Source organism: Streptomyces sp. 1222.5 (assembly GCF_900105245.1).
GTDB lineage: Bacteria > Actinomycetota > Actinomycetes > Streptomycetales > Streptomycetaceae > Streptomyces > Streptomyces albidocamelliae.
Genome location: NZ_FNSZ01000001.1, coordinates 1,611,102 through 1,631,872, shown reverse-complemented (window position 1 = coordinate 1,631,872; position 20,771 = coordinate 1,611,102). Strand labels below are relative to the sequence as shown.

Annotated in this window: 17 protein-coding genes and 1 riboswitch; of the genes, 12 read left to right on the top strand and 5 right to left on the bottom strand. The window is 71.8% G+C overall.

Features of this window, described 5'->3' with window-relative positions; genetic code table 11:
- The first annotated feature begins 69 nt into the window (after positions 1-69).
- Genes shc through BLW57_RS07370 form a run of 6 tightly spaced genes read left to right on the top strand, consistent with a single transcriptional unit; the run spans position 70 to position 8,221 of the window.
- A complete protein-coding gene (shc, locus tag BLW57_RS07395) occupies positions 70-2,100 on the top strand; it encodes a squalene--hopene cyclase (protein WP_093473061.1) in 2,031 nt (676 codons plus the stop codon).
- Between the two features lies 1 nt (position 2,101).
- Complete coding sequence (locus BLW57_RS07390) at positions 2,102-2,743, top strand: phosphorylase family protein (RefSeq protein WP_093473059.1); 642 nt, start codon at positions 2,102-2,104, stop codon at positions 2,741-2,743.
- Between the two features lie 5 nt (positions 2,744-2,748).
- Positions 2,749-3,771, top strand: coding sequence for an adenosyl-hopene transferase HpnH (gene hpnH, locus BLW57_RS07385; protein WP_093473057.1), 1,023 nt, complete (start codon positions 2,749-2,751; stop codon positions 3,769-3,771).
- A 4-nt stretch (positions 3,772-3,775) separates the two neighbouring features.
- Positions 3,776-4,909, top strand: coding sequence for a flavodoxin-dependent (E)-4-hydroxy-3-methylbut-2-enyl-diphosphate synthase (ispG, locus tag BLW57_RS07380; RefSeq protein ID WP_093473056.1), 1,134 nt, complete (start codon positions 3,776-3,778; stop codon positions 4,907-4,909).
- 31 nt (positions 4,910-4,940) lie between these two features.
- Positions 4,941-6,839, top strand: coding sequence for a 1-deoxy-D-xylulose-5-phosphate synthase (gene dxs / locus BLW57_RS07375; RefSeq protein ID WP_093473054.1), 1,899 nt, complete (start codon positions 4,941-4,943; stop codon positions 6,837-6,839).
- Positions 6,836-8,221: an aspartate aminotransferase family protein gene (locus BLW57_RS07370; RefSeq protein ID WP_093473053.1), complete on the top strand. Its 1,386-nt coding sequence runs from the start codon at positions 6,836-6,838 to the stop codon at positions 8,219-8,221. Before dxs ends, BLW57_RS07370 begins: the two co-directional genes overlap by 4 nt.
- 11 nt (positions 8,222-8,232) lie before the next feature.
- Here BLW57_RS07370 and BLW57_RS41305 read toward each other — a convergent pair whose 3' ends face one another.
- Positions 8,233-8,391 (bottom strand): hypothetical protein, encoded by a 159-nt coding sequence (locus tag BLW57_RS41305; RefSeq protein WP_176985504.1) that lies wholly within the window; start codon positions 8,389-8,391, stop codon positions 8,233-8,235.
- A 152-nt stretch (positions 8,392-8,543) separates the two neighbouring features.
- Here BLW57_RS41305 and BLW57_RS07360 point away from each other — a divergent pair, with 152 nt between their 5' ends.
- Complete coding sequence (locus tag BLW57_RS07360) at positions 8,544-9,167, top strand: helix-turn-helix domain-containing protein (RefSeq protein WP_093473050.1); 624 nt, start codon at positions 8,544-8,546, stop codon at positions 9,165-9,167.
- Positions 9,164-9,286, top strand: a complete 123-nt coding sequence (locus BLW57_RS07355; RefSeq protein WP_073891447.1) for a DUF6126 family protein — start codon at positions 9,164-9,166, stop codon at positions 9,284-9,286. The genes BLW57_RS07360 and BLW57_RS07355 overlap by 4 nt, the downstream gene beginning before the upstream one ends.
- A gap of 42 nt (positions 9,287-9,328) precedes the next feature.
- On the opposite strand, the gene BLW57_RS07350 is transcribed toward BLW57_RS07355, so the two are convergent.
- Entirely contained in the window at positions 9,329-10,126 is a 798-nt protein-coding gene (locus BLW57_RS07350; RefSeq protein WP_093473048.1) for a tyrosine-protein phosphatase, read from the bottom strand.
- 171 nt (positions 10,127-10,297) lie between these two features.
- Here BLW57_RS07350 and BLW57_RS07345 point away from each other — a divergent pair, with 171 nt between their 5' ends.
- From BLW57_RS07345 to BLW57_RS07335, 3 genes are all read left to right on the top strand, one after another.
- Positions 10,298-12,376, top strand: a complete 2,079-nt coding sequence (locus BLW57_RS07345) for an alpha-galactosidase (protein WP_093473047.1) — start codon at positions 10,298-10,300, stop codon at positions 12,374-12,376.
- Between the two features lie 270 nt (positions 12,377-12,646).
- Positions 12,647-12,843: riboswitch (cyclic di-AMP (ydaO/yuaA leader) on the top strand.
- Between the two features lie 4 nt (positions 12,844-12,847).
- Complete coding sequence (locus BLW57_RS07340; RefSeq protein WP_093473045.1) at positions 12,848-13,810, top strand: M23 family metallopeptidase; 963 nt, start codon at positions 12,848-12,850, stop codon at positions 13,808-13,810.
- A 210-nt stretch (positions 13,811-14,020) separates the two neighbouring features.
- Positions 14,021-14,806: an SGNH/GDSL hydrolase family protein gene (locus tag BLW57_RS07335; protein WP_093473044.1), complete on the top strand. Its 786-nt coding sequence runs from the start codon at positions 14,021-14,023 to the stop codon at positions 14,804-14,806.
- Between the two features lie 111 nt (positions 14,807-14,917).
- On the opposite strand, the gene BLW57_RS07330 is transcribed toward BLW57_RS07335, so the two are convergent.
- The 3 genes from BLW57_RS07330 to BLW57_RS07320 all read right to left on the bottom strand — a co-directional run bounded on the left by BLW57_RS07330 (position 14,918) and on the right by BLW57_RS07320 (position 19,242).
- Positions 14,918-15,532 carry a TetR/AcrR family transcriptional regulator gene (locus tag BLW57_RS07330; RefSeq protein WP_256339417.1) on the bottom strand — a complete coding sequence of 205 codons (615 nt, stop codon included), beginning with the start codon at positions 15,530-15,532 and terminating at the stop codon, positions 14,918-14,920.
- Between the two features lie 115 nt (positions 15,533-15,647).
- Positions 15,648-17,870, bottom strand: a complete 2,223-nt coding sequence (gene helR, locus BLW57_RS07325) for an RNA polymerase recycling motor ATPase HelR (RefSeq protein ID WP_093473041.1) — start codon at positions 17,868-17,870, stop codon at positions 15,648-15,650.
- A 187-nt stretch (positions 17,871-18,057) separates the two neighbouring features.
- Positions 18,058-19,242, bottom strand: a complete 1,185-nt coding sequence (locus tag BLW57_RS07320; protein ID WP_093473039.1) for a Glu/Leu/Phe/Val dehydrogenase dimerization domain-containing protein — start codon at positions 19,240-19,242, stop codon at positions 18,058-18,060.
- Positions 19,243-19,562: 320 nt separating this feature from the next.
- On the opposite strand from BLW57_RS07320, the gene BLW57_RS07315 reads away from it, so the two are divergent.
- Entirely contained in the window at positions 19,563-20,729 is a 1,167-nt protein-coding gene (locus BLW57_RS07315) for an MBL fold metallo-hydrolase (protein WP_093473038.1), read from the top strand.
- The last annotated feature ends 42 nt before the right edge of the window (positions 20,730-20,771 follow it).

Sequence of the window (20,771 nt, the reverse complement as noted above, 5' to 3'; positions counted from 1 at the left end):
GGAGGCAGGACACCGGCCGACGGCGGACCCACAGCAGCACGACTCGCACGACTGCACGAAGGGGAAGCCATGACAGCGACGACCGACGGAAGCACCGGGGCGACCCTGCCGCCCCGCGCTGCCGCGGCCAGCGACACCGCCATCACCACCCCCGAGGCGGCCGGGGTACGGGAAGCCGCCGCGCACGCCGCGAGGCGCGCCACCGACTTCCTGCTCGCCCGGCAGGACGCCGAGGGCTGGTGGAAGGGCGACCTGGAGACGAACGTCACCATGGACGCCGAGGACCTGCTGCTCCGTCAGTTCCTGGGCATCCTCGACGAGTCGACCGCCGTGGCCGCCGCGAAGTTCATCCGCGGCGAGCAGCGCGAGGACGGCACCTGGGCCACCTTCTACGGCGGACCCGGCGAACTGTCCACCACCATCGAGGCGTACGTCGCCCTCCGCCTGGCCGGCGACCTGCCCGACGCCCCCCACATGGCGAAGGCCTCCGCCTGGATCCGTGAACGCGGCGGCATCGCCGCAGCCCGCGTCTTCACCCGGATCTGGCTCGCCCTGTTCGGCTGGTGGAAGTGGGAGGACCTACCCGAACTCCCGCCGGAGCTGATCTGGTTCCCGACCTGGATGCCGCTCAACATCTACGACTTCGGCTGCTGGGCCCGGCAGACGATCGTGCCGCTCACCGTCGTCTCGGCCAAGCGCCCGGTGCGCCCGGCACCCTTCCCGCTGGACGAGCTGCACACCGACCCGGCCGACCCCAACCCGGCCAAGCCCCTGGCGCCGGTGGCCAGCTGGGACGGCGCCTTCCAGCGGCTGGACAAGGCGCTGCACCAGCTGCGCAAGATCGTTCCGCGCGGTGTGCGCAAGGCCGCGATGAACGCCGCCGCCCGCTGGATCATCGAGCGGCAGGAGAACGACGGCTGCTGGGGCGGCATCCAGCCCCCGGCCGTCTACTCGGTCATCGCCCTGCACCTGCTGGGCTACGACCTCCGGCATCCGGTGATGCGCGAGGGCCTCGCCTCGCTGGACCGTTTCGCCGTATGGCGCGAGGACGGCGCCCGGATGATCGAGGCCTGCCAGTCCCCGGTGTGGGACACCTGCCTCGCCACCATCGCGCTCGCCGACGCGGGACTGCCCGCCGACCACCCCCAGCTGGTCCGGGCGGCCGACTGGATGCTCGGCGAGGAGATCGTCCGGCCCGGCGACTGGGCCGTGAAGCGCCCCGGACTCCCGCCGGGTGGCTGGGCGTTCGAGTTCCACAACGACAACTACCCGGACATCGACGACACCGCCGAGGTGGCCCTCGCCCTGCGCCGGGTCAGGCACCACGACCCCGAGCGCGTCGACCATGCCGTCGGACGGGCCGTGCGCTGGAACCTCGGCATGCAGTCGAAGAACGGCGCGTGGGGCGCCTTCGACGTCGACAACACCAGCCCGTTCCCGAACCGGCTGCCGTTCTGCGACTTCGGCGAGGTCATCGACCCGCCGTCCGCGGACGTCACCGCGCACGTGGTCGAGATGCTCGCGGCCGAGGGCCTCGCCCACGACCCGCGTGCCCGGCGCGGCATCGCCTGGCTCCTCGCCGAACAGGAGGCGAACGGCTCCTGGTTCGGCCGCTGGGGCGTCAACTACATCTACGGCACCGGCTCCGTGGTGCCGGCGCTCACCGCGGCCGGTCTGCCCGGCTCGCACCCGGCGATCCGGCGGGCGGTGGCCTGGCTGGAGGGCGTCCAGAACGACGACGGCGGCTGGGGCGAGGACCTGCGCTCCTACAAGTACGCCGAGGAGTGGAGCGGCCACGGCGCCTCCACCGCCTCGCAGACCGCGTGGGCGCTGATGGCGCTGCTCGCGGCGGGGGAGAAGGACTCCAAGGCCGTCGAGCGCGGCGTCCGCTGGCTGGCCGACACCCAGCGGGAGGACGGCACCTGGGACGAGCCGTACTTCACCGGCACCGGCTTCCCCTGGGACTTCTCCATCAACTACCACCTGTACCGGCAGGTCTTCCCGCTCACCGCGCTCGGCCGGTACCTGCACGGCGACCCCTTCGAGCGGCCCCCGCTCGCCAAGGCCGGCAAGGCCCTCGTCGAGGCACAGGGGGTCTGAGTTGACCAACCAGCCCGGTCCGGCCCCGCTGCTGATCGCCTGCGCGCTCGGCATCGAGCACCTCGCCCTGCGCACCGGCGACCGCGGGGGCGCCGGCGGGCCGTACACGGTCGTCCGCACGGGCATGGGCCCCAGGGCGGCGGAACGCTCCGTCACCGGGCGGCTCGGCGACCCGGCGCTGGCCGACGCGGCCGTCCTGGCCACCGGCTTCTGCGCCGGGCTCGCCCCCGGCATGCACCCCGGCGACCTGGTCGTCGCCGAGGAGACCCGGGACCCGCGCGGCACGGTCGCCTGTGTGGGCACCGAGCTGCTGGTGAAGGAACTCGCGCGCCTGCTGCCCGGGCGCACGGTCCACACCGGCCCCCTCACCGGCTCCGACCACGTCGTCCGTGGCCCGGAGCGCTCCGACCTGCTCGCGACCGGTGCGATCGCCGTCGACATGGAGTCGGCGGCCACGCTCCTGAGCGCGGTGCGCGCCGGCGACCGGCCCGTCGCGGCTGTACGGGTGGTCGTGGACGCTCCTGAACACGAACTCGTCCGGATCGGCACGGTGCGCGGTGGAATATCGGCTTTCCGCGTCCTGCGTTCCGTTCTTCCAGCATTCATCGAATGGCACCGTTCCTTGCTGCTCCCCCGGAGGTGAGCCAGATGGCCATGCCGTTGCGTCAGTCCATCAAGGTCGCTACTTACCTGGCTGAACAGAAGCTTCGTAGGCGGGACAAGTTTCCGCTCATCGTCGAGCTGGAACCGCTCTTCGCCTGCAACCTCAAGTGCGAGGGATGCGGCAAGATCCAGCATCCGGCGGGTGTGCTCAAGCAGCGCATGCCGGTCGCCCAGGCCGTGGGCGCCGTGCTGGAGTCCGGTGCGCCGATGGTCTCCATCGCCGGTGGAGAACCGTTGATGCACCCGCAGATCGACGAGATCGTGCGGCAGTTGGTGGCGAAGAAGAAGTACGTCTTCCTGTGCACGAACGCGATGCTGATGCGCAAGAAGATGGACAAGTTCACGCCCTCCCCTTATTTCGCCTTCGCGGTGCACATCGACGGGCTGCGCGAGCGGCACGACGAGTCCGTCGCGAAGGAGGGTGTGTTCGACGAGGCGGTGGAGGCCATCAAGGAGGCCAAGCGGCGCGGCTTCCGGGTGACCACCAACTCGACCTTCTTCAACACCGACACCCCGCAGACCGTCATCGAGGTGCTCAACTTCCTCAACGACGACCTCCAGGTCGACGAGATGATGATCTCGCCCGCCTACGCCTACGAGAAGGCTCCCGACCAGGAGCACTTCCTCGGCGTGGAGCAGACCCGCGAGCTGTTCAAGAAGGCCTTCGCGGGCGGCAACCGCCGCAAGTGGCGGCTGAACCACTCCCCGCTCTTCCTGGACTTCCTGGAGGGCAAGGTCGACTTCCCGTGCACCGCGTGGGCGATCCCGAACTACTCGCTCTTCGGCTGGCAGCGCCCCTGCTACCTGATGAGCGACGGATACGTGCCGACGTACCGGGAACTCATCGAGGAGACCGACTGGGACAAGTACGGCCGCGGCAAGGATCCGCGCTGCGCCAACTGCATGGCGCACTGCGGCTACGAGCCCACCGCCGTCCTCGCCACGATGGGCTCCCTGAAGGAGTCCCTGCGGGCCATGCGCGAGACCGTCTCCGGAAACCGGGAGTGACGCGATGACCGCCGTTCCCTTGGGCGTTCCCGAGGTACCGGCCCGTCCGGTCGCACCGCGGCGCGGTTCGCGGCAGATCCAGGTCGGGCCGGTGGCGGTCGGGGGCGGAGCCCCGGTCTCGGTGCAGTCGATGACGACGACCCGTACGTCGGACATCGGCGCCACCCTCCAGCAGATCGCCGAGCTGACCGCGTCCGGCTGCCAGATCGTCCGGGTGGCCTGCCCGACCCAGGACGACGCCGACGCCCTCGCGACCATCGCCCGCAAGTCGCAGATCCCGGTGATCGCGGACATCCACTTCCAGCCCAAGTACGTCTTCGCGGCGATCGAGGCCGGCTGCGCCGCGGTCCGCGTGAACCCGGGCAACATCAAGCAGTTCGACGACAAGGTCAGGGAGATCGCCAAGGCCGCCAAGGACCACGGCACCCCGATCCGCATCGGCGTCAACGCCGGTTCGCTGGACCGCCGCCTGCTCCAGAAGTACGGCAAGGCGACCCCGGAGGCGCTGGTCGAGAGCGCGCTGTGGGAGGCGTCGCTGTTCGAGGAGCACGACTTCCGCGACATCAAGATCTCCGTCAAGCACAACGACCCGGTCGTCATGATCGAGGCCTACCGCCAGCTCGCCGAGGCGTGCGACTACCCCCTGCACCTGGGGGTCACGGAGGCCGGCCCGGCCTTCCAGGGCACCATCAAGTCGGCCGTCGCCTTCGGCGCCCTGCTCTCCCAGGGGATCGGCGACACCATCCGCGTCTCCCTGTCGGCCCCGCCGGCCGAGGAGGTCAAGGTCGGCCTCCAGATCCTGGAGTCGCTGAACCTCAAGCAGCGCGGCCTGGAGATCGTCTCCTGCCCGTCCTGCGGCCGCGCCCAGGTCGACGTGTACAAGCTCGCCGAGGAGGTCACCGCGGGTCTGGACGGCATGGAGGTGCCGTTGCGGGTCGCGGTGATGGGGTGTGTGGTCAACGGTCCCGGCGAGGCCCGCGAGGCAGATCTCGGGGTTGCCTCGGGCAACGGCAAGGGTCAGATCTTCGTGAAGGGCGAGGTCGTCAAGACCGTCCCGGAGTCCAGGATCGTGGAGACCCTCATCGAGGAGGCCATGAAGCTCGCCGAGCGGACGGGCCCCGCAGACCAGTTGAGTTGAGGCAAGGCACGGACCGAGAGGGGGCCCGAGCGTGACCATTCTGGAGACGATCCGGGGACCACGCGACCTGAAGGCGCTGTCCGAGGCGGAACTCGGCGGACTGTCCGAGGAGATACGCGAGTTCCTGGTGCACGCGGTGTCGCGGACCGGCGGTCATCTCGGGCCCAACCTGGGGGTGGTGGAACTGTCCATCGCGCTCCACCGGGTCTTCGAGTCGCCGGTCGACCGCATCCTGTGGGACACCGGTCATCAGAGCTATGTGCACAAGCTGCTGACGGGACGGCAGGACTTCTCCAAGCTGCGCTCGAAGGGCGGCCTGTCCGGCTACCCCTCGCGCGAGGAGTCCGAGCACGACGTCATCGAGAACAGCCACGCCTCCACGGCGCTCGGCTGGGCCGACGGCCTCGCCAAGGCCCGCCAGGTGCAGCGTGAGCAGGGGCATGTCGTCGCGGTCATCGGCGACGGCGCGCTGACCGGCGGCATGGCCTGGGAGGCGCTGAACAACATCGCCGCCGCCAAGGACCGGCCGCTGATCATCGTCGTCAACGACAACGAGCGCTCGTACGCCCCCACCATCGGTGGCCTCGCCAACCACCTGGCCACCCTGCGCACGACGGACGGTTACGAGAAGATGCTGGCCTGGGGGAAGGACGTACTCCTGAGGACCCCGGTCGTCGGCGGCACGCTCTACGAGTCCCTGCACGGCGCGAAGAAGGGGTTCAAGGACGCCTTCGCCCCACAGGGCATGTTCGAGGACCTGGGGCTGAAGTACATCGGTCCGATCGACGGCCACGACATCAACGCCGTGGAGTCCGCGCTGCGTCGCGCGAAGCGCTTCCACGGCCCGGTCCTGGTGCACTGCCTCACGGAGAAGGGCCGCGGCTACGAACCGGCCCTCGCCCACGAGGAGGACCACTTCCACACCGTCGGGGTGATGGACCCGCTCACCTGCGCGCCGCTCACGCCGGCCGGCGGACCGTCGTGGACCTCGGTGTTCGGCGACGAGATCGTGCGGATCGGCCAGGAGCGGGAGGACGTCGTGGCGATCACGGCGGCCATGCTGCATCCGGTCGGTCTCGGGAAGTTCGCCGAGCGCTTCCCCGACCGGGTGTGGGACGTGGGCATCGCCGAGCAGCACGCGGCCGTCTCCGCCGCCGGCCTCGCCGCCGGCGGCCTCCACCCGGTCGTCGCCGTCTACGCCACCTTCCTCAACCGCGCCTTCGACCAGCTGCTGATGGACGTGGCCCTCCACCGCTGCGGGGTGACCTTCGTACTGGACCGGGCGGGTGTCACCGGCGTGGACGGGGCCTCCCACAACGGCATGTGGGACATGTCGGTCCTCCAGGTCGTCCCGGGCCTCAGGATCGCCGCCCCGCGCGACGCCGGCCAGCTGCGGGCCCAGCTCCGCGAGGCGGTCGCCGTGGACGACGCGCCGACCCTGGTCCGCTTCCCGAAGGAGTCCGTCGGCCCGGACATCCCGTCGGTCGACCGGGTGGGCGGCCTGGACGTCCTGCACCGCGGCGAGCGCCCCGAGGTGCTGCTGGTGGCCGTCGGAGTGATGGCACCGGTGTGTCTCCAGGCCGCCGAACTCCTGGACGCCCGGGGCATCACCTGCACGGTGGTCGACCCTCGCTGGGTCAAGCCCGTCGACCCCGCCCTGCCCGGACTCGCCGCCGGGCACCGCCTGGTGGCCGTGGTGGAGGACAACAGCCGTGCGGCGGGCGTCGGTTCGGCCGTGGCCCTCGCCCTCGGCGACGCCGACGTGGACGTGCCGGTACGGCGGTTCGGCGTCCCCGAGCAGTTCCTCGCGCACGCCAAACGCAGCGAGGTCCTGGCCGACATCGGACTCACGCCCGTCGAGATCGCCGGGCGGATCAGCGCGAGCCTGGCCGTCGGGGACGCCGGCGGCACAGCCAAGGAGAGTGAATGACCACCGAGTTCGACCTCGGCGCCCTGCTCGCCGAGCGTGGAGCCGAACGCTACGAGCTGCACGCCAAGCATCTCAACCCGCAGCTCCCGCGCATGCTGCACACCATCGGCTTCGACAAGGTCTACGAGCGTGCCGAGGGCGCCCACTTCTTCGACGCGGACGGCAACGACTATTTGGACATGCTCGCCGGGTTCGGGGTGATGGGCCTGGGCCGCCATCACCCCGTCGTCCGCAAGGCGCTGCACGACGTGCTCGACCTCGATCTCGCCGACCTCACCCGCTTCGACTGCCAGCCGTTGCCCGGACTGCTCGCCGAACGGCTGCTCGCGCACAGCCCGCACCTGGACCGGGTGTTCTTCGGCAACAGCGGCACCGAAGCGGTCGAGACGGCCCTGAAGTTCGCCCGGTACGCCACCGGCAGGCCGCGTGTCCTGTACTGCGACCACGCCTTCCACGGCCTGACCACCGGCGCGCTCTCGGTGAACGGCGAGAGCGGCTTCCGCGACGGCTTCGCCCCGCTGCTGCCGGACACCGCCGTACCCCTCGGTGATCTCGACGCCCTGGCACGGGAGTTGAAGAAGGGCGACGTGGCCGCCCTGATCGTGGAGCCGATCCAGGGCAAGGGCGTGCACGAGGCGCCGCCCGGCTATCTGCGCGGCGCGCAGGAGTTGCTGCGCAGGCACAAGGCGCTGCTCATCGCCGACGAGGTGCAGACCGGCCTCGGTCGCACCGGCGACTTCTACGCCTACCAGCACGAGGACGGCGTCGAACCGGACCTGGTGTGCGTGGCCAAGGCGCTCTCCGGCGGCTACGTCCCGGTCGGTGCCACCCTCGGCAAGGAGTGGATCTTCAAGAAGGTCTACTCGTCCATGGACCGCGTTCTGGTCCACTCGGCGAGCTTCGGCTCGGGCGCCCAGGCGATGGCGTGCGGTCTGGCCGTGCTGTCGGTCATGGAGAACGAGCAGATCGTCGCGGGCGTGCGGACGACCGGTGAGCTGCTCAAGTCCCGGCTCACCGCACTGATCGACACGTACGAGCTGCTGGCCGACGTGCGCGGCCGGGGCCTGATGATCGGCATCGAGTTCGGCAGGCCGTCCTCGCTGAAGCTGCGCAGCCGGTGGGCCATGCTCCAGGCGGCGCGCAAGGGCCTGTTCGCGCAGATGGTCGTCGTACCGCTGCTGCAACGGCACCGGATCCTCACCCAGGTCTCCGGCGACCATCTGGAGGTGATCAAGCTCATTCCGCCGCTGATCATCGACGAGGCCGACGTGGACCGGTTCGTGGACGCCTTCACCGCCGTCATGGACGACGCGCACAGCGGCGGCGGGCTGATGTGGGACTTCGGCAAGACCCTGATCAAGCAGGCGGTGGCGAACCGCTGAGCGCGATCCCCTCAGAGGGAGAAGGACAGGATCAGGACGAAGGGGTAGAGCAGTCCGATCGTGCCGAGGACGGCTCCCGTCACGGCGGTCCACATCCGGCCGAGACCACGGCGGGCGTGGTGGGCGCCCATCAGGCCGAACGTGACGGCGAGCCCTCCGGCGATCGGCATCACCGCAAACAGGCCGAACGTGAGCGCCGGCCACACGCCCGCCGCGGCCAGGACCCCGAGGACGAGCGCGGTGGGGCCGAGGGCCGTGGCGGGGGGTTTGCCTCAGAGGCAAGAAAATTGCCGCACAGGCAAAAATGACGGTCAATAGAGGCATGGAAGCCTCAGACGCCCCCTCACCGGCGGACCAGGGCGACGACCTCCCGGCCGTCGCGCCACAGCTGCGCGCACTGCGCCGGCGCGCCGGCCTCACCCTGGAGGCCGCGGCCCGCGCCGCCGGGCTCTCGCCCGCCCACCTGTCCCGCCTGGAGACCGGGCACCGCCAGCCCTCGCTGCCGATGCTCCTCGCGCTCGCCCGTATCTACGGTACGACCGTCTCCGAACTGCTGGGGGAGCGGGTCGCCGACCGGGACGCGATCGTGCGGTCCACCGACATGGAGCCGACCCGGGCGGGCGGCTGGACCTACCTCCAGGCCGGGGCCCCCGGCCGGGCCATGCAGGCCCTGCGTGTGCAGGTGCCGTACGGCTCCCAGGGCGACATCGTGCGCGTCCACCCGGGCGAGGAGTGGCTGTACGTCCTCAAGGGGCGGCTGCGGCTGCGCCTCGGCGACACCGCCCATCTGCTCGCGCCCGGCGACAGCGCGCATTTCGACTCGCTCATCCCGCACCGCCTCGCCGCCGAGGACCAGGACGGCGTCGAGCTGCTGTTCGTCCACACCTTGCTGCAGAGCCCCACGGCCACGCTGTGCCTGGGCCCGCTGACCGGAGAACTGCTATGAGTGACTTCGAGGAGAAGTTCCCCCGTTCCCTCTGGATCCGGCTGATCATCTACATCGCCCTCGGCCATGTCCTCGCCGCGTTCCTCTACCTGCTCTTCGCGGTCGGTGCCAAGGGCTGACACGGTGGGCCCGGAGTCCCCGGCGCCGGGCCCCCGGGTCCCTCAGTTCAGCAGGCGCGCGCGCAGGCGGTCGCGGGACCCGGCGGAGAGGCCGAGGCCCTTCTCCAGGTAGGCGTCCACGCCGCCCCAGGTCTCCTCGATGCTGTCGAACGCCGCCTCCAGGTACTCGGCGCGCGCGTCGAAGAGCGGGCTGAGCAGCTCCATCACCTCGGGCGTGTACGCGCTGTCCTGGCTGCCGCTGCGGCGGACCTTGTAGCGCCGGTGCTTGGCGTTGGACTCCAGGTAGTCGGCGACGATCGCCTCGCGCTCCACACCCACGGCCAGCAGCGTGACGGCTATCGAGATGCCCGCGCGGTCCTTGCCGGCCGCACAGTGCATCAGCGCGGGCACGCTGTCCTCCGCCAGTGAGTGCAGCACCCGGGAGTGCTCGCCGGTGCGCTGCTTCACGATCGTCCGGTAGGAGGCGATCATCCGGCCGGCGCCCTTGCCGCCGTCGAGGATCGCGCGGAGCTGGTCGAGATCGCCGTCGCGCACCATCTTCCAGAACTCGGCGCCGTCCGCCGGGTCGCTCAACGGCAGGTTCACGTTCCGCACGCCGGGCAGTTCGACGTCGGGGCCCTCCAGCTTCTGGTCGGCCGCGTTGCGGAAGTCGAAGATCGTGTGCAGGCCCAGGGTGGCGAGGAAGGCCGCGTCCGCCGGCGTCGCGTGCGCGAGATGGCCACTGCGGAACAGGACTCCCTGGCGCACCCGCCGACCGTCCACGGTGGGCAGCCCGCCCACGTCACGGAAATTGCGCACACCGGCCAGCTCCGGCTCGGTCGACGGGACCTGCTGCGTCACGGGGGCTCCTCGCGGTCGGCCCCGCCGGCGCGGCTCGTCGACGGGCGCTCCGTCGACCATACGACATCACTTTCCTCAGGCAATGAGTTGTCCACAGGCGTTGCCACCAGGGGTTACGGAGCCTGATGATGTTCGCGCTTGAGCGGATCTGTTGACACCTGTGAGGTCTCGATGGTGGACATCGCCGAAGACGGTCGTACCTGGCTCCTGTCGGGTCCCACCAGTAGTTATGCCCTGCACCTCACCGAGGCCGACGAGCTGCTGCACCTCCATTGGGGGCCGCGGATCGCGCTCGAAGACGCCGAGGCCCTGGCCGCGAACCCCCTGCCCGGCTACTGGCCCTTCGAGTCCCCGCTCGACGGCCGTGAGGAGTACCCGGTCGAGGGCGGCCCCCGCTTCGTCCGCCCCGCCCTGTCCGTGCGCACCGAGGAACGCCGCGGCACCGAGTGGCGCTTCGTGTCGTACGGGACCGCCGGCGACGGGGAGGAACTGCGGCTGCTCTTCGACGACGACGGTGTGGCGATCACCCTGCACCACCGGATGCGCGGTGACGTGGTCGAGCGCTGGGTGACCGTGGCCAACGGCGGCCGGGCGCGCGTGGAGCTGCTGCGCGCCGACGCCGCCACCTGGACCCTGCCCGACCGCGAGGGCTGGCGGCTGTCCCAGCTGCACGGCCGCTGGGCCGCCGAGTCCCGGCTCACCACCGCGCCGCTCACCTACGGCGAGAAGATCATCGGCAGCCGCCGCGGGCACACCGGCCACCAGCACCTGCCCTGGGTGGCGCTCGACACCGACGCCACCGAGGAGCACGGCGAGGTCTACGGATGCGCGCTCGGCTGGTCCGGCTCCTGGCGGATCTCCGTGGCCCAGCTCCCGGACGGGCGCGTCCAGATCACCGGCGGCGCCGGATACGACGACTCGGGCCTGCTGCTCCTGGAGCCCGGTGGTGCGTACACCACCCCGGTCTTCGCCGGCCTGTGGAGCGCCGGCGGGTTCGGTGCCGCGAGCCGCACCTGGCACGCCTACCAGCGCGCGTACGTCGTGCCGGACGCGGAGCGGGACCGGCCCGTGCTCTTCAACTCCTGGGAGGCGACCCACTTCGACATCTCCGAGGAGCAGCAGACCGCCCTCGCCCGCCGCGCCGCCGAGATCGGCTGCGAACTCTTCGTGGTGGACGACGGCTGGTTCGGTGCCCGCACCGGCGACCGCGCCGGGCTGGGCGACTGGAGCCCCAATCCCGACCGCTTCCCGCACGGTCTCAAGCCGCTCGCCGACCAGGTGCACGGCCTCGGCATGCGGTTCGGCATCTGGGTCGAGCCCGAGATGGTCAACCAGGACAGCGACCTCTACCGGGCCCACCCCGACTGGGTGCAGTACCAGCGGGGCCGCAAGCGGACGGAGCTGCGCAACCAGCTCGTCCTCAACCTGGCCCGCGAGGACGTCCAGGACCACCTCTGGCAGCAGCTGGACGCACTGCTCACCAGCACCCCGATCGACTACGTGAAGTGGGACTTCAACCGCTGCTTCACCGACGCCGGCTGGCCCGGCGAGCCGTACCCGCAGCGCCTGTGGATCGATCACGTCCACGCGCTGTACGCCCTGCTGGACCGGCTGCGCGCGGCGCACCCGGGGGTCGCCTTCGAGTCCTGTTCGGGAGGCGGCGGCCGGATCGACCTCGGGGTGATGAGCCGTACCGACCAGGTGTGGACCTCCGACAACACCGATCCGCTGGACCGGCTCGCCATCCAGCACGGCTTCAGCCAGATCCACCCCGCGCGTGTGATGGCCGCCTGGGTCACCGACAGCCCGAACACCCAGCTCAACGGCCGGGTCAGCTCGCTGCGGTTCCGCTTCGTCAGCGCCATGGCGGGCGTGCTGGGCGTCGGCGGAGACCTCACGGCGTGGAGCGCGGAGGAGCTGGCCGAGGCCCGGGGCTGGGTGGAGCTCTACAAGGAGATCCGCCCGGTCGTCCAGCGGGGCGAGCTGTACCGGCTGCGGCCCCCGGCGGACGGGCTGAGTGCCGTCCAGTACGTCCTCGGGGACGAGACGGTGGTCCTCGCCTGGCTTCGGTCGCAGAGCTACGGCGAGCCGGTTCCGGCGGTGCGGCTGCGCGGACTCGACCCGACAGCGTCGTACGAATGCCGCGAATCGGGCGAAGTGCACCGAGGTGCCGTACTGCTGCACCACGGCCTGCGGACGGGGCTGAAGGGCGACCTGGATGCGACGATTGTCCGACTGTGTCGTATCTGAACCCTTCACGCAGATTGGCGCCCCGAGTCCAACTCGCCATCAAATAAACGGACGTGGGGGGACTCCGTGTGAGGGGCGTCATATTCGTGACCGTACGTCGCGCGACATGTTCACGTAATTCCGGTGCCCCACAGGGAAATCGAATCGGCCCGGAAGGCGGGAATGCACGGAGGGTCACCGGGCATTCCCGCCTTCGATCTTGCGAATCCGGAAGGGCGGGAACGGGGCGCTTGTTTCCGCCCGTCCTGCTCGCTTACGTTCGCCACCAATCCGGACGGAACGCCGAATCCTGCCGCCGCCCGGAGTTCCCGCACATATGACCCGTGTTCGGCAGGAGCGGGGGACCCACCAGGCACGACCGCCTGTCCCGGTTCTCGCGACAGGCCAGGGGTGAAGCCGCGCACCGCACGGCCGGGCGACTCCAGCCCGAACCCGGCAGCTGACCTCGCAGGCGTCGGAGAGGAATGCGCCATGCCCGCGAAGGGTAAGCACCGACGTCCCAAGACCCCGCGTTTTTCCCGCTCCATCGCCGTCGCCGGAACGGGTGGCGCCGCTCTGGCCCTCCCGCTCCTCGGGGCCACGGGAGCGCACGCCGCCCCCGCGGCGCAGCCCGTTTCCGGAAAGGCCGCGCAGTCCCTTCCCGCCGCGGTGCAGAGGTCCGCCGCCGCGGCGGACGCGACGGCGCACATCTACACCGTCAAGGCCGGCGACTGCCTCGCGACGATCGCCGACCGGCAGCACGTCGGCGGTGGCTGGCACCGCCTCTACGACGACAACCGCCAGGCCGTCGGCGACAACCCCGCGCTGATCCACCCGGGCCTCAAGCTGACGCTCGGCGAGCAGGCCGCCCGGACCCGTACCGAACCCGCTGCCCCGCAGCACTCCTCGGCCGCCCCGAAGCCCTCGGCCCCCGCGAAGCCCTCGGCCCCCGCGAAGACCTCGGCCCCCACGAAGGCGTCCGTGGCCCCGCGGCAGGCCTCGGCGGCCAAGCCGGCGGTGTCCGCCGCCACGACGACCGCCGCCACCGGCTTCACCCTCCCCGTGACCGGCGCCACCATCGGCACCGCCTACCACACGGCCGGCAGCATGTGGTCCAGCGGCTACCACACCGGCGTCGACTTCGTCGTACCGACCGGCACCCCCCTCAAGGCCGTCGGCGCGGGCACGGTCGTCTCGGCGGGCTGGGGCGGCGCCTACGGCAACCAGGTCGTCATCAAGCTCCTCGACGGCCACTACGCCCAGTACGGCCACCTCTCCCGGCTCTCCGTCTCGGCCGGCCAGGCCGTGACGGCGGGACAGCAGATCGGCCTGTCCGGCGCCACCGGCAACGTGACCGGCCCGCACCTGCATTTCGAGATCCGCACGACGCCGGACTACGGCTCCGACATCGACCCGGTCGGCTACCTCCGCGAGCACGGCGTCCCCGTCGGCTGACACGGCCCGCACCACAACCACCTGCCGGACACGCCACCGAAGGCCGGACCCCCGATCCCCGGATCCGGCCTTCGGTATTCCCGGTTGGCAAATTCTTTAAGAGTGTCCCATCTCACCGTTCGTCAACCCCGGCCTACGGTCGCGTAGGTCACATCCGAAGGTGAATCATGGTCCGATGTGGCAGACGATTCGAAGAGTGACAACAGATCAGTGATCGGGTCGTACGTGGCGGTGGGGGACAGCTTCACCGAGGGCGTGGGCGATCCCGGTCCCGACGGGGCGTTCGTGGGCTGGGCGGACCGGTTCGCGGTACTGCTCGCCGACCGGCGTCCCGAGGGCGACTTCCAGTACACCAACCTGGCCGTGCGCGGGAAGCTGCTGGACCAGATCGTGGCGGACCAGCTTCCCCAGGCCGTCGAACTGGCCCCGGACCTCGTGTCCTTCTGCGCCGGCGGCAACGACATCATCCGCCCCGGTACCGACCCGGACGAGGTGGCCGAGCGATTCGAGCGCGCCCTGGCCCCGCTGGCCGAGGCCGCGGGCACGGTGATGGTGACGACCGGGTTCGACACCCGTGGCGTCCCGCTGCTCAAGCATCTGCGCGGCAAGATCGCCACGTACAACGGGCATGTGCGCGCCATCGCCGACCGGTACGGCTGCCCCGTGCTCGACCTGTGGTCCCTCAAGTCCGTACAGGACCGCAGGGCCTGGGACAGCGACCGGCTCCACCTCTCGCCCGAGGGGCACACCCGCGTGGCCCTGCGCGCCGGTCAGGCCCTCGGTCTCGAGGTGCCGGCCGACCCGGAGCAGCCGTGGCCGCCGCTGCCGCCCCGGGGCACCCTGGAGGTCCGCCGGGACGACGTCCACTGGGCCCGCGAGTACCTCGTGCCGTGGATCGGCCGCCGACTGCGGGGCGAGTCCTCCGGCGACCACGTGACGGCGAAGGGCCCCCTGTCGCCGGACGACATCAAGCTCCGGATCGCCTCCGTGGCCTGACCCGGAGCCACCGAAACGGTGACCGGTGCCGGTGAGTGGTTCTTCGTGCCCCGACCCGTGCGACCCACGGCGAGGGGCACGATCACGCCCCCGCAGGTACGGCGCGGCGTGTCAGCGCCCCGCCAACGCCTCCCGGTCCAGGCCCAGTTCGCGGGCCAGGGCCTCATCGACCCACTCCTGCGCCCGGGACCGCGGCACCGAGCCCGGGTACGAGGTGAGCTGGACGGCCAGCCCGTCCATCAGCGCGGTCAGCCGCAGTGCCGTGCCGACCGGATCGGCGCACACGAACTCGTCCGCCGCCACGCCCTCGGCGATGACCTCGACGAGCGCGGCCTTCCACTCCCTGTCCAGGTCCCGGGTGACGTCCCGCAGCGCCGGCTCGCGCAGCGCCACGGCCCAGCCCTCGATCCACAGCCGCCAGCCCTTGGCCTGACCGGTCGGCGCGTACCAGCGCACCGCCGCCCGCAGCCGGCGCAGCGCGGAGGTGCGCCGTCCCAGCAGTTTGCGCAGGTGCGCGAGGTCGTCCTGCGCCGCGTACGTGAACGCGGCGGCGACCAGCTTCTCCTTGGTCGAGAAGTGGTACAGCACCAGCGCGTTGCTCACCCCGAGCGCCGCGGCCACGTCGGCGATCCGGACCGCCGCGACGCCCCGCGCCTCGATCTGCTCGATGGCGGCCCGCAGCAGTTCCTCCCGCCGCTCCGCCACGCTCAACCGCACTCTCGCCACGCGGTCACCCTACCGGGCGGGCCGCTCCGAGCCCGCCGGGCAGGTGGGCCCGCTCGCCGGTGCTGTTCCGGCCACCGGGCGCGCACGCGCGGGGAGACACGCACCGGGACGGGGGCTAGTCCGTGGGGCGGCTCGTGAGGACCACGAGCCGCTGCGTCGCCCGGGTCATGGCGACATAGCGGTCCACCGCCCCCTCGATCCCCTCGCCGAACGCCTCCGGGTCGACGAGGACGACCAGGTCGAACTCCAGCCCCTTCGACAGCTCCGGGGTCAGCGAGCGGACGCGGGGCGTCGCCCGGAACGAGGGAGCGCCGATGACGCAGGCGATCCCGTCGTCGTGCGCGGCGAGCCAGCCGTCGAGGACCGACTCCAGCTCCGAGACGGTGCCGTGCACGACGGGGACACCGCTGCTGCGGACGGAGGCCGGCACGTTGGCGTCCGGGAGCACGGCCCGGATGACCGGCTCCGCCTCCGCCATGACCTCCTCGGGCGTCCGGTAGTTGATGCTCAGGGAGGCCACGTCGACCCGGTCCAGCCCGACCCGCGCCAGCCGTTCCCGCCACGACTCCGTGAACCCGTGCCGGGCCTGGGCGCGGTCCCCGACGATGGTGAAACTCCGCGACGGGCACCGCGACAGCAGCATCTGCCACTCCGCGTCGGTCAGTTCCTGCGCCTCGTCCACGACGATGTGCGCGAACGGGCCGGCGAGCAGGTCCCGGTCGGCCGTGGCCAGTTCGGACTCGTCGACCAGGCTGACCGCGGCGTCCTGACCGCGCAGAATCCGCACCAGACCCTCGCCGTCGTCACCGTCGGCGCCGGAGGCGGACGCGGCGTCGATCAGGTTGTCGACGACCTGCGCCATCCGCTCGCGCTGCGCGTCCAGGACGGCCCTGTGCCGCTGCCCGCGCCGGGCCGCGTCCGGGTCGCCGAGCCGCTGCCGCGCGGCGTCGAGCAGCGGGAGGTCGGACACGGTCCACGCCTGCGCCTCCTCACGCCGCAACTTGCGTACGTCGTCCGGGCCGAGCCAGGGGGCGCACAGCCGCAGGTAGGCGGGCACCGACCACAGGTCCCCGACGACGTCGGCCGCTTCGAGCAGCGGCCACGCGCCGTGAAGGGCGCCGACCAGTTCCTCGTCGTGCAGCAGCGCCCTGCGGAACAGGTCGGGCGGTACGTCACCGTCCAGCTTGTCCAGGAGGATCGTGACCAGCTCGTCCCAGATCATGTCGCGCGCCTCGTTGTGCGGTGTGCCGGGGCCCGGTGCGCGGAACGCCTCGGCCCAGTCGTCGGCGGTCAGCCGGACGTCCGACCACGGAGTGGTGACCGTCAGGCCCGCCGTGGGCGGCTCCTCGTGGAACGCGACGGCCTTCTCGATCGCCCGCACCAGGTCCGCGGACGACTTCAGGCGGGCCACCTCGGGGTCGGCCTCCTCCTCCGCCGCCGCGCCTTCGGGCAGCAGGTCCCGCAGGGTGCACGTCCGCACGCCCTCCTCGCCGAGGCTGGGCAGCACGTCGGCGACATAGGCCAGGTAGGGCTGGTGCGGTCCGACGAACAGCAGGCCGCCGCGCCGGTGACCGAGGCGCGGGTCGGAGTGCAGCAGGTAGGCGGAGCGGTGCAGGGCGACGACCGTCTTCCCGGTGCCCGGACCGCCGTCGACCACGAGGGCGCCCCGGGAGCCCGCCCGGACGACGGCGTTCTGGTCGGCCTGGATGGTGGCGAGCACGTCCCGCATCCGGGCCGACCGGCTGCCGCCGAGACTGGCGATGAAGGCCGACTGGTCGTCCAGCGCCGCGTGTCCTTCCAGCCCGTCGGCGGTGAACACCTCGTCCCAGTAGTCACTGATCCGGCCGCCCGTCCAGCGGTACCGGCGACGGCTCGCCAGGCCCATCGGATCGGCGTGGGTCGCCGCGAAGAACGGCTCGGCGGCGGGGGCGCGCCAGTCCAGCAGCAACCGGCGCCCCGTGCTGTCGGTCAGACCGAGGCGTCCGATGTACACCGGCTCGCCGTCGTCCGCGCCGACCATGTGCCCGAGGCACAGGTCCAGGCCGAAGCGGCGCAGGGTGCGCAGACGACCGGTCAGCCGGTGCACCTCCGCGTCCCGGTCCATCGCCTGCCGACCTGTGCCGCCGGGCGCCCTGAGTTCGGCGTCGAGACGCTCGGACAGTTCGGCGATCGTCTGCCGCAGGCTCTCCGCGATCGCCGCGAAGTGCCGCTCGTCGCGCGCGACGAGCGCCGGGTCGGCCTTGGGGGAGAGGCGCTCGGGTAGATCGAACGCGCTGGTCGTCGGAGAGCTCCTGTCACCGGCTCGATCCGGGGTACCGCCCGTGGGGTCTGCCGACATCGGTGCACGCACTTCGTGAATCTCCCATTTCCGCAGGTGATCGGCGTCGGCCTGCGATTCTGCGGTACGACCGGGGCCTTGCCGCAAGCCCCCCGGTGCGCTATAGGTTGAGAGTGGCGAGAGGTGGGACGCCCGCGGCGCCCCTTGCGGCCCCCGGTGTTCCTCCCGGGTGTCTCGCCCGGTCCCGTCACCGGTACCAGCCGAAGCGTTCCGCGATCACCGCCAGCCGGTCGGTCACCAGGGCGTGGGCGGCCGCGCGCGGGGTCGTGCCGTCGGCCTCCGCCCGGTCGAGCATCAGCTCGATCAGGGCGCGCATGGAGCCGCGGATGTGCGCGAACGCCTCGTCGGCGTCGGCACCGATGTCGCCGAACAGCGTCCACCACCACCAGGCGTTCGTACCGGAGTTGACCACCACGTCCGGCAGCACCGTGACCCCGCGTGCGGCCAGCAGGGTCTCCGCCTCGGGGACCACGGGCATGTTGGCGGCCTCGACGATCCAGCGGGCGGTGACGCGTTCCTGTTCGGCGATGCCGACGGCGTAGGAGACGGCCGCGGGCACCAGCACCTCCGCCTCGGTGGACAGCCAGGCGTCGCCGGGCAGTTCGCGGTCGCCCGGGCGCAGCACGCGCCGGTCGACGGTGCCGTACGTGTCGCGCGCGGCCAGCAGCGCCTCCACGTCGAGGCCGGCCGGGTTCTCGATCGTGCCCTTGATGTCGGCGACGGCCACCACGGTCAGGCCCTCGCGTGCGAGGAAGCGCGCGGTCGCCCCGCCCATAGTGCCGAGGCCCTGGACGACGACCCGGGTGCCCCGGTACGGCACCGACGCCCGGTCCAGGGCCGCGAGCACCGACTCGGCGACCCCGCAGCCGCCGGCCAGCTCGTCCAGGCCGATGCCGTCGACCTCCACCGCGAAGGCGTCCGCGAGTCTCCGGCGGGCCGCCGCCTCGTCGTCCAGCAGCGGGTACACCGCCTGGACGGAGGAGACCAGGCCGGCCTCGGCCGCCGCCCGGTCCACCAGGTCCTGGGTCAGACCGAGATCCTCACCGGTGGTCCAGAAGCTCTCGATGTACGGCCGCATGGCGCGCAGGTAGCGCACGAGCAGCCCGTACGCGCCCGGGTCCTGCGGGTCGCAGTCGATGCCGCCCTTGGCGCCGCCGAGCGGGACGTAACGGCCCTCGGGGTTGTAGTGCAGGGCCTCCTTCATCGTCATGCCGCGGGCCAGCCCGGCCACCTCCTCCAGCGTGCAGCCGGGGCGCATCCGCAGCCCGCCGCTGGCCACGCCCCGCACCAGCCGGTCCACGACCAGGAAGCCCCGGCGGCCGGTGACGTGATCGGTCCAGACGAGCGACATCAGGGGAGCGGGGGCGGTCATGGGGTCTCCTCGGGGAGGGTGGTGAGGGGGGCGGGCCGGCAGAGGGCCTCGGTGAGGGCTCGCGCGAGATCGGCGGGGGTGCACGCGCGCGGGCCGTGGCCGCCGTCGCCTCCCCAGGGGGTCGGGGTGCTCGGCGGAGGGGGCCGAGTGGGTGTTACTGAATCATCAGTCAGTACCGGGTCAGTATCCGAAGCGGCTCCCGGGCGTGTCAATGTTGCTGAACGGACATTCAGTAGCAGGCGTCGGGGCCACGGTGGCCGCGGGCTTGTCGGAGGCGCCGACCATAATGGAGGACCTCAGCCACTCCATCTGGAGGTACCGTGACCGGTCCGCGTTCCTCGAGCTCCGGCCTCCGCGCGCTGCGGCCCGCGGCCTTCGGCGCGGACCCGGGCGGTGAGCGCATGGCGCGCATCCGCCGGTCCCCGCACTTCAAGGACGGCGTCTTCCAGAACCCTGGCGGGCCCGCCCGCACCCGGCCCTCAGGCTCCACGCTGGACCTCGCGAAGGTCTTCCTCGACAAGGAGACCCGGCCGCTGCGCGCCCCCAGGGGCACGGTCCCGGTCCACCCCACGACCTTCGCCGACCTGGCCGAGCCGCCCGCCACGGGACTGCGGCTGACCTGGATGGGCCACTCCAGCGTGCTCGCGGAGATCGACGGCCGACGGGTCCTGTTCGACCCCGTCTGGGGCGAGCGCTGCTCCCCGTTCCCCTTCGCGGGGCCGAAGCGGCTGCACCCGGTGCCGCTGCCGCTGGCCGCGCTCGGTGACGTCGACGTGATCGTGATCTCCCACGATCACTACGACCACCTGGACCTGCCCAGCATCAAGGCCCTGGCCGGCACGGACACCGTGTTCGCGGTGCCTCTCGGCGTCGGCGCCCACCTCGAGCACTGGGGCGTCTCCCCGGACCGGCTGCGCGAGCTGGACTGGCACGAGTCGACCGAGATCGCCGGGCTCACGCTCACCGCCACTCCCGCCCGTCACTTCTGCGGCCGCGGTCTGCGCAACACCCAGCACACGCTCTGGGCGTCCTGGGTCGTCTCGGGCGACGAGCACCGGATCTACCACAGCGGCGACACCGGCTACTTCGACGGCTTCACGGAGATCGGCGCGGCACACGGCCCGTTCGACGCCACGATGATGCAGATCGGCGCGTACAGCGAGTTCTGGCCCGACATCCACATGACCCCCGAGGAGGGTCTGCGCGCCCACCTGGACCTCCAGGGCGGCGCCCCGCACGGCGCGCTGCTGCCGATCCACTGGGGCACCTTCAATCTCGCCCCGCACCCGTGGGCCGAGCCGGGGGAGTGGACGAAGGAGGCGGCCGAGGAGGCGGGCCAGGCCGTGGCCCTGCCCCGGCCCGGCGAGCCCTTCGAACCGGCGGGCAAGCTCCCGGCCGAGGCCTGGTGGCGCGGTGTGTCGGGGGAGGTCCGGCGCACCTGGCGATCCGTCGGCGCCTTCGTCGCCGAGCCGCCGAAGCGCGGCTGACGACAACGAGGACCAGCCGCCGAAGCCCGGAGCCTGGCGGCG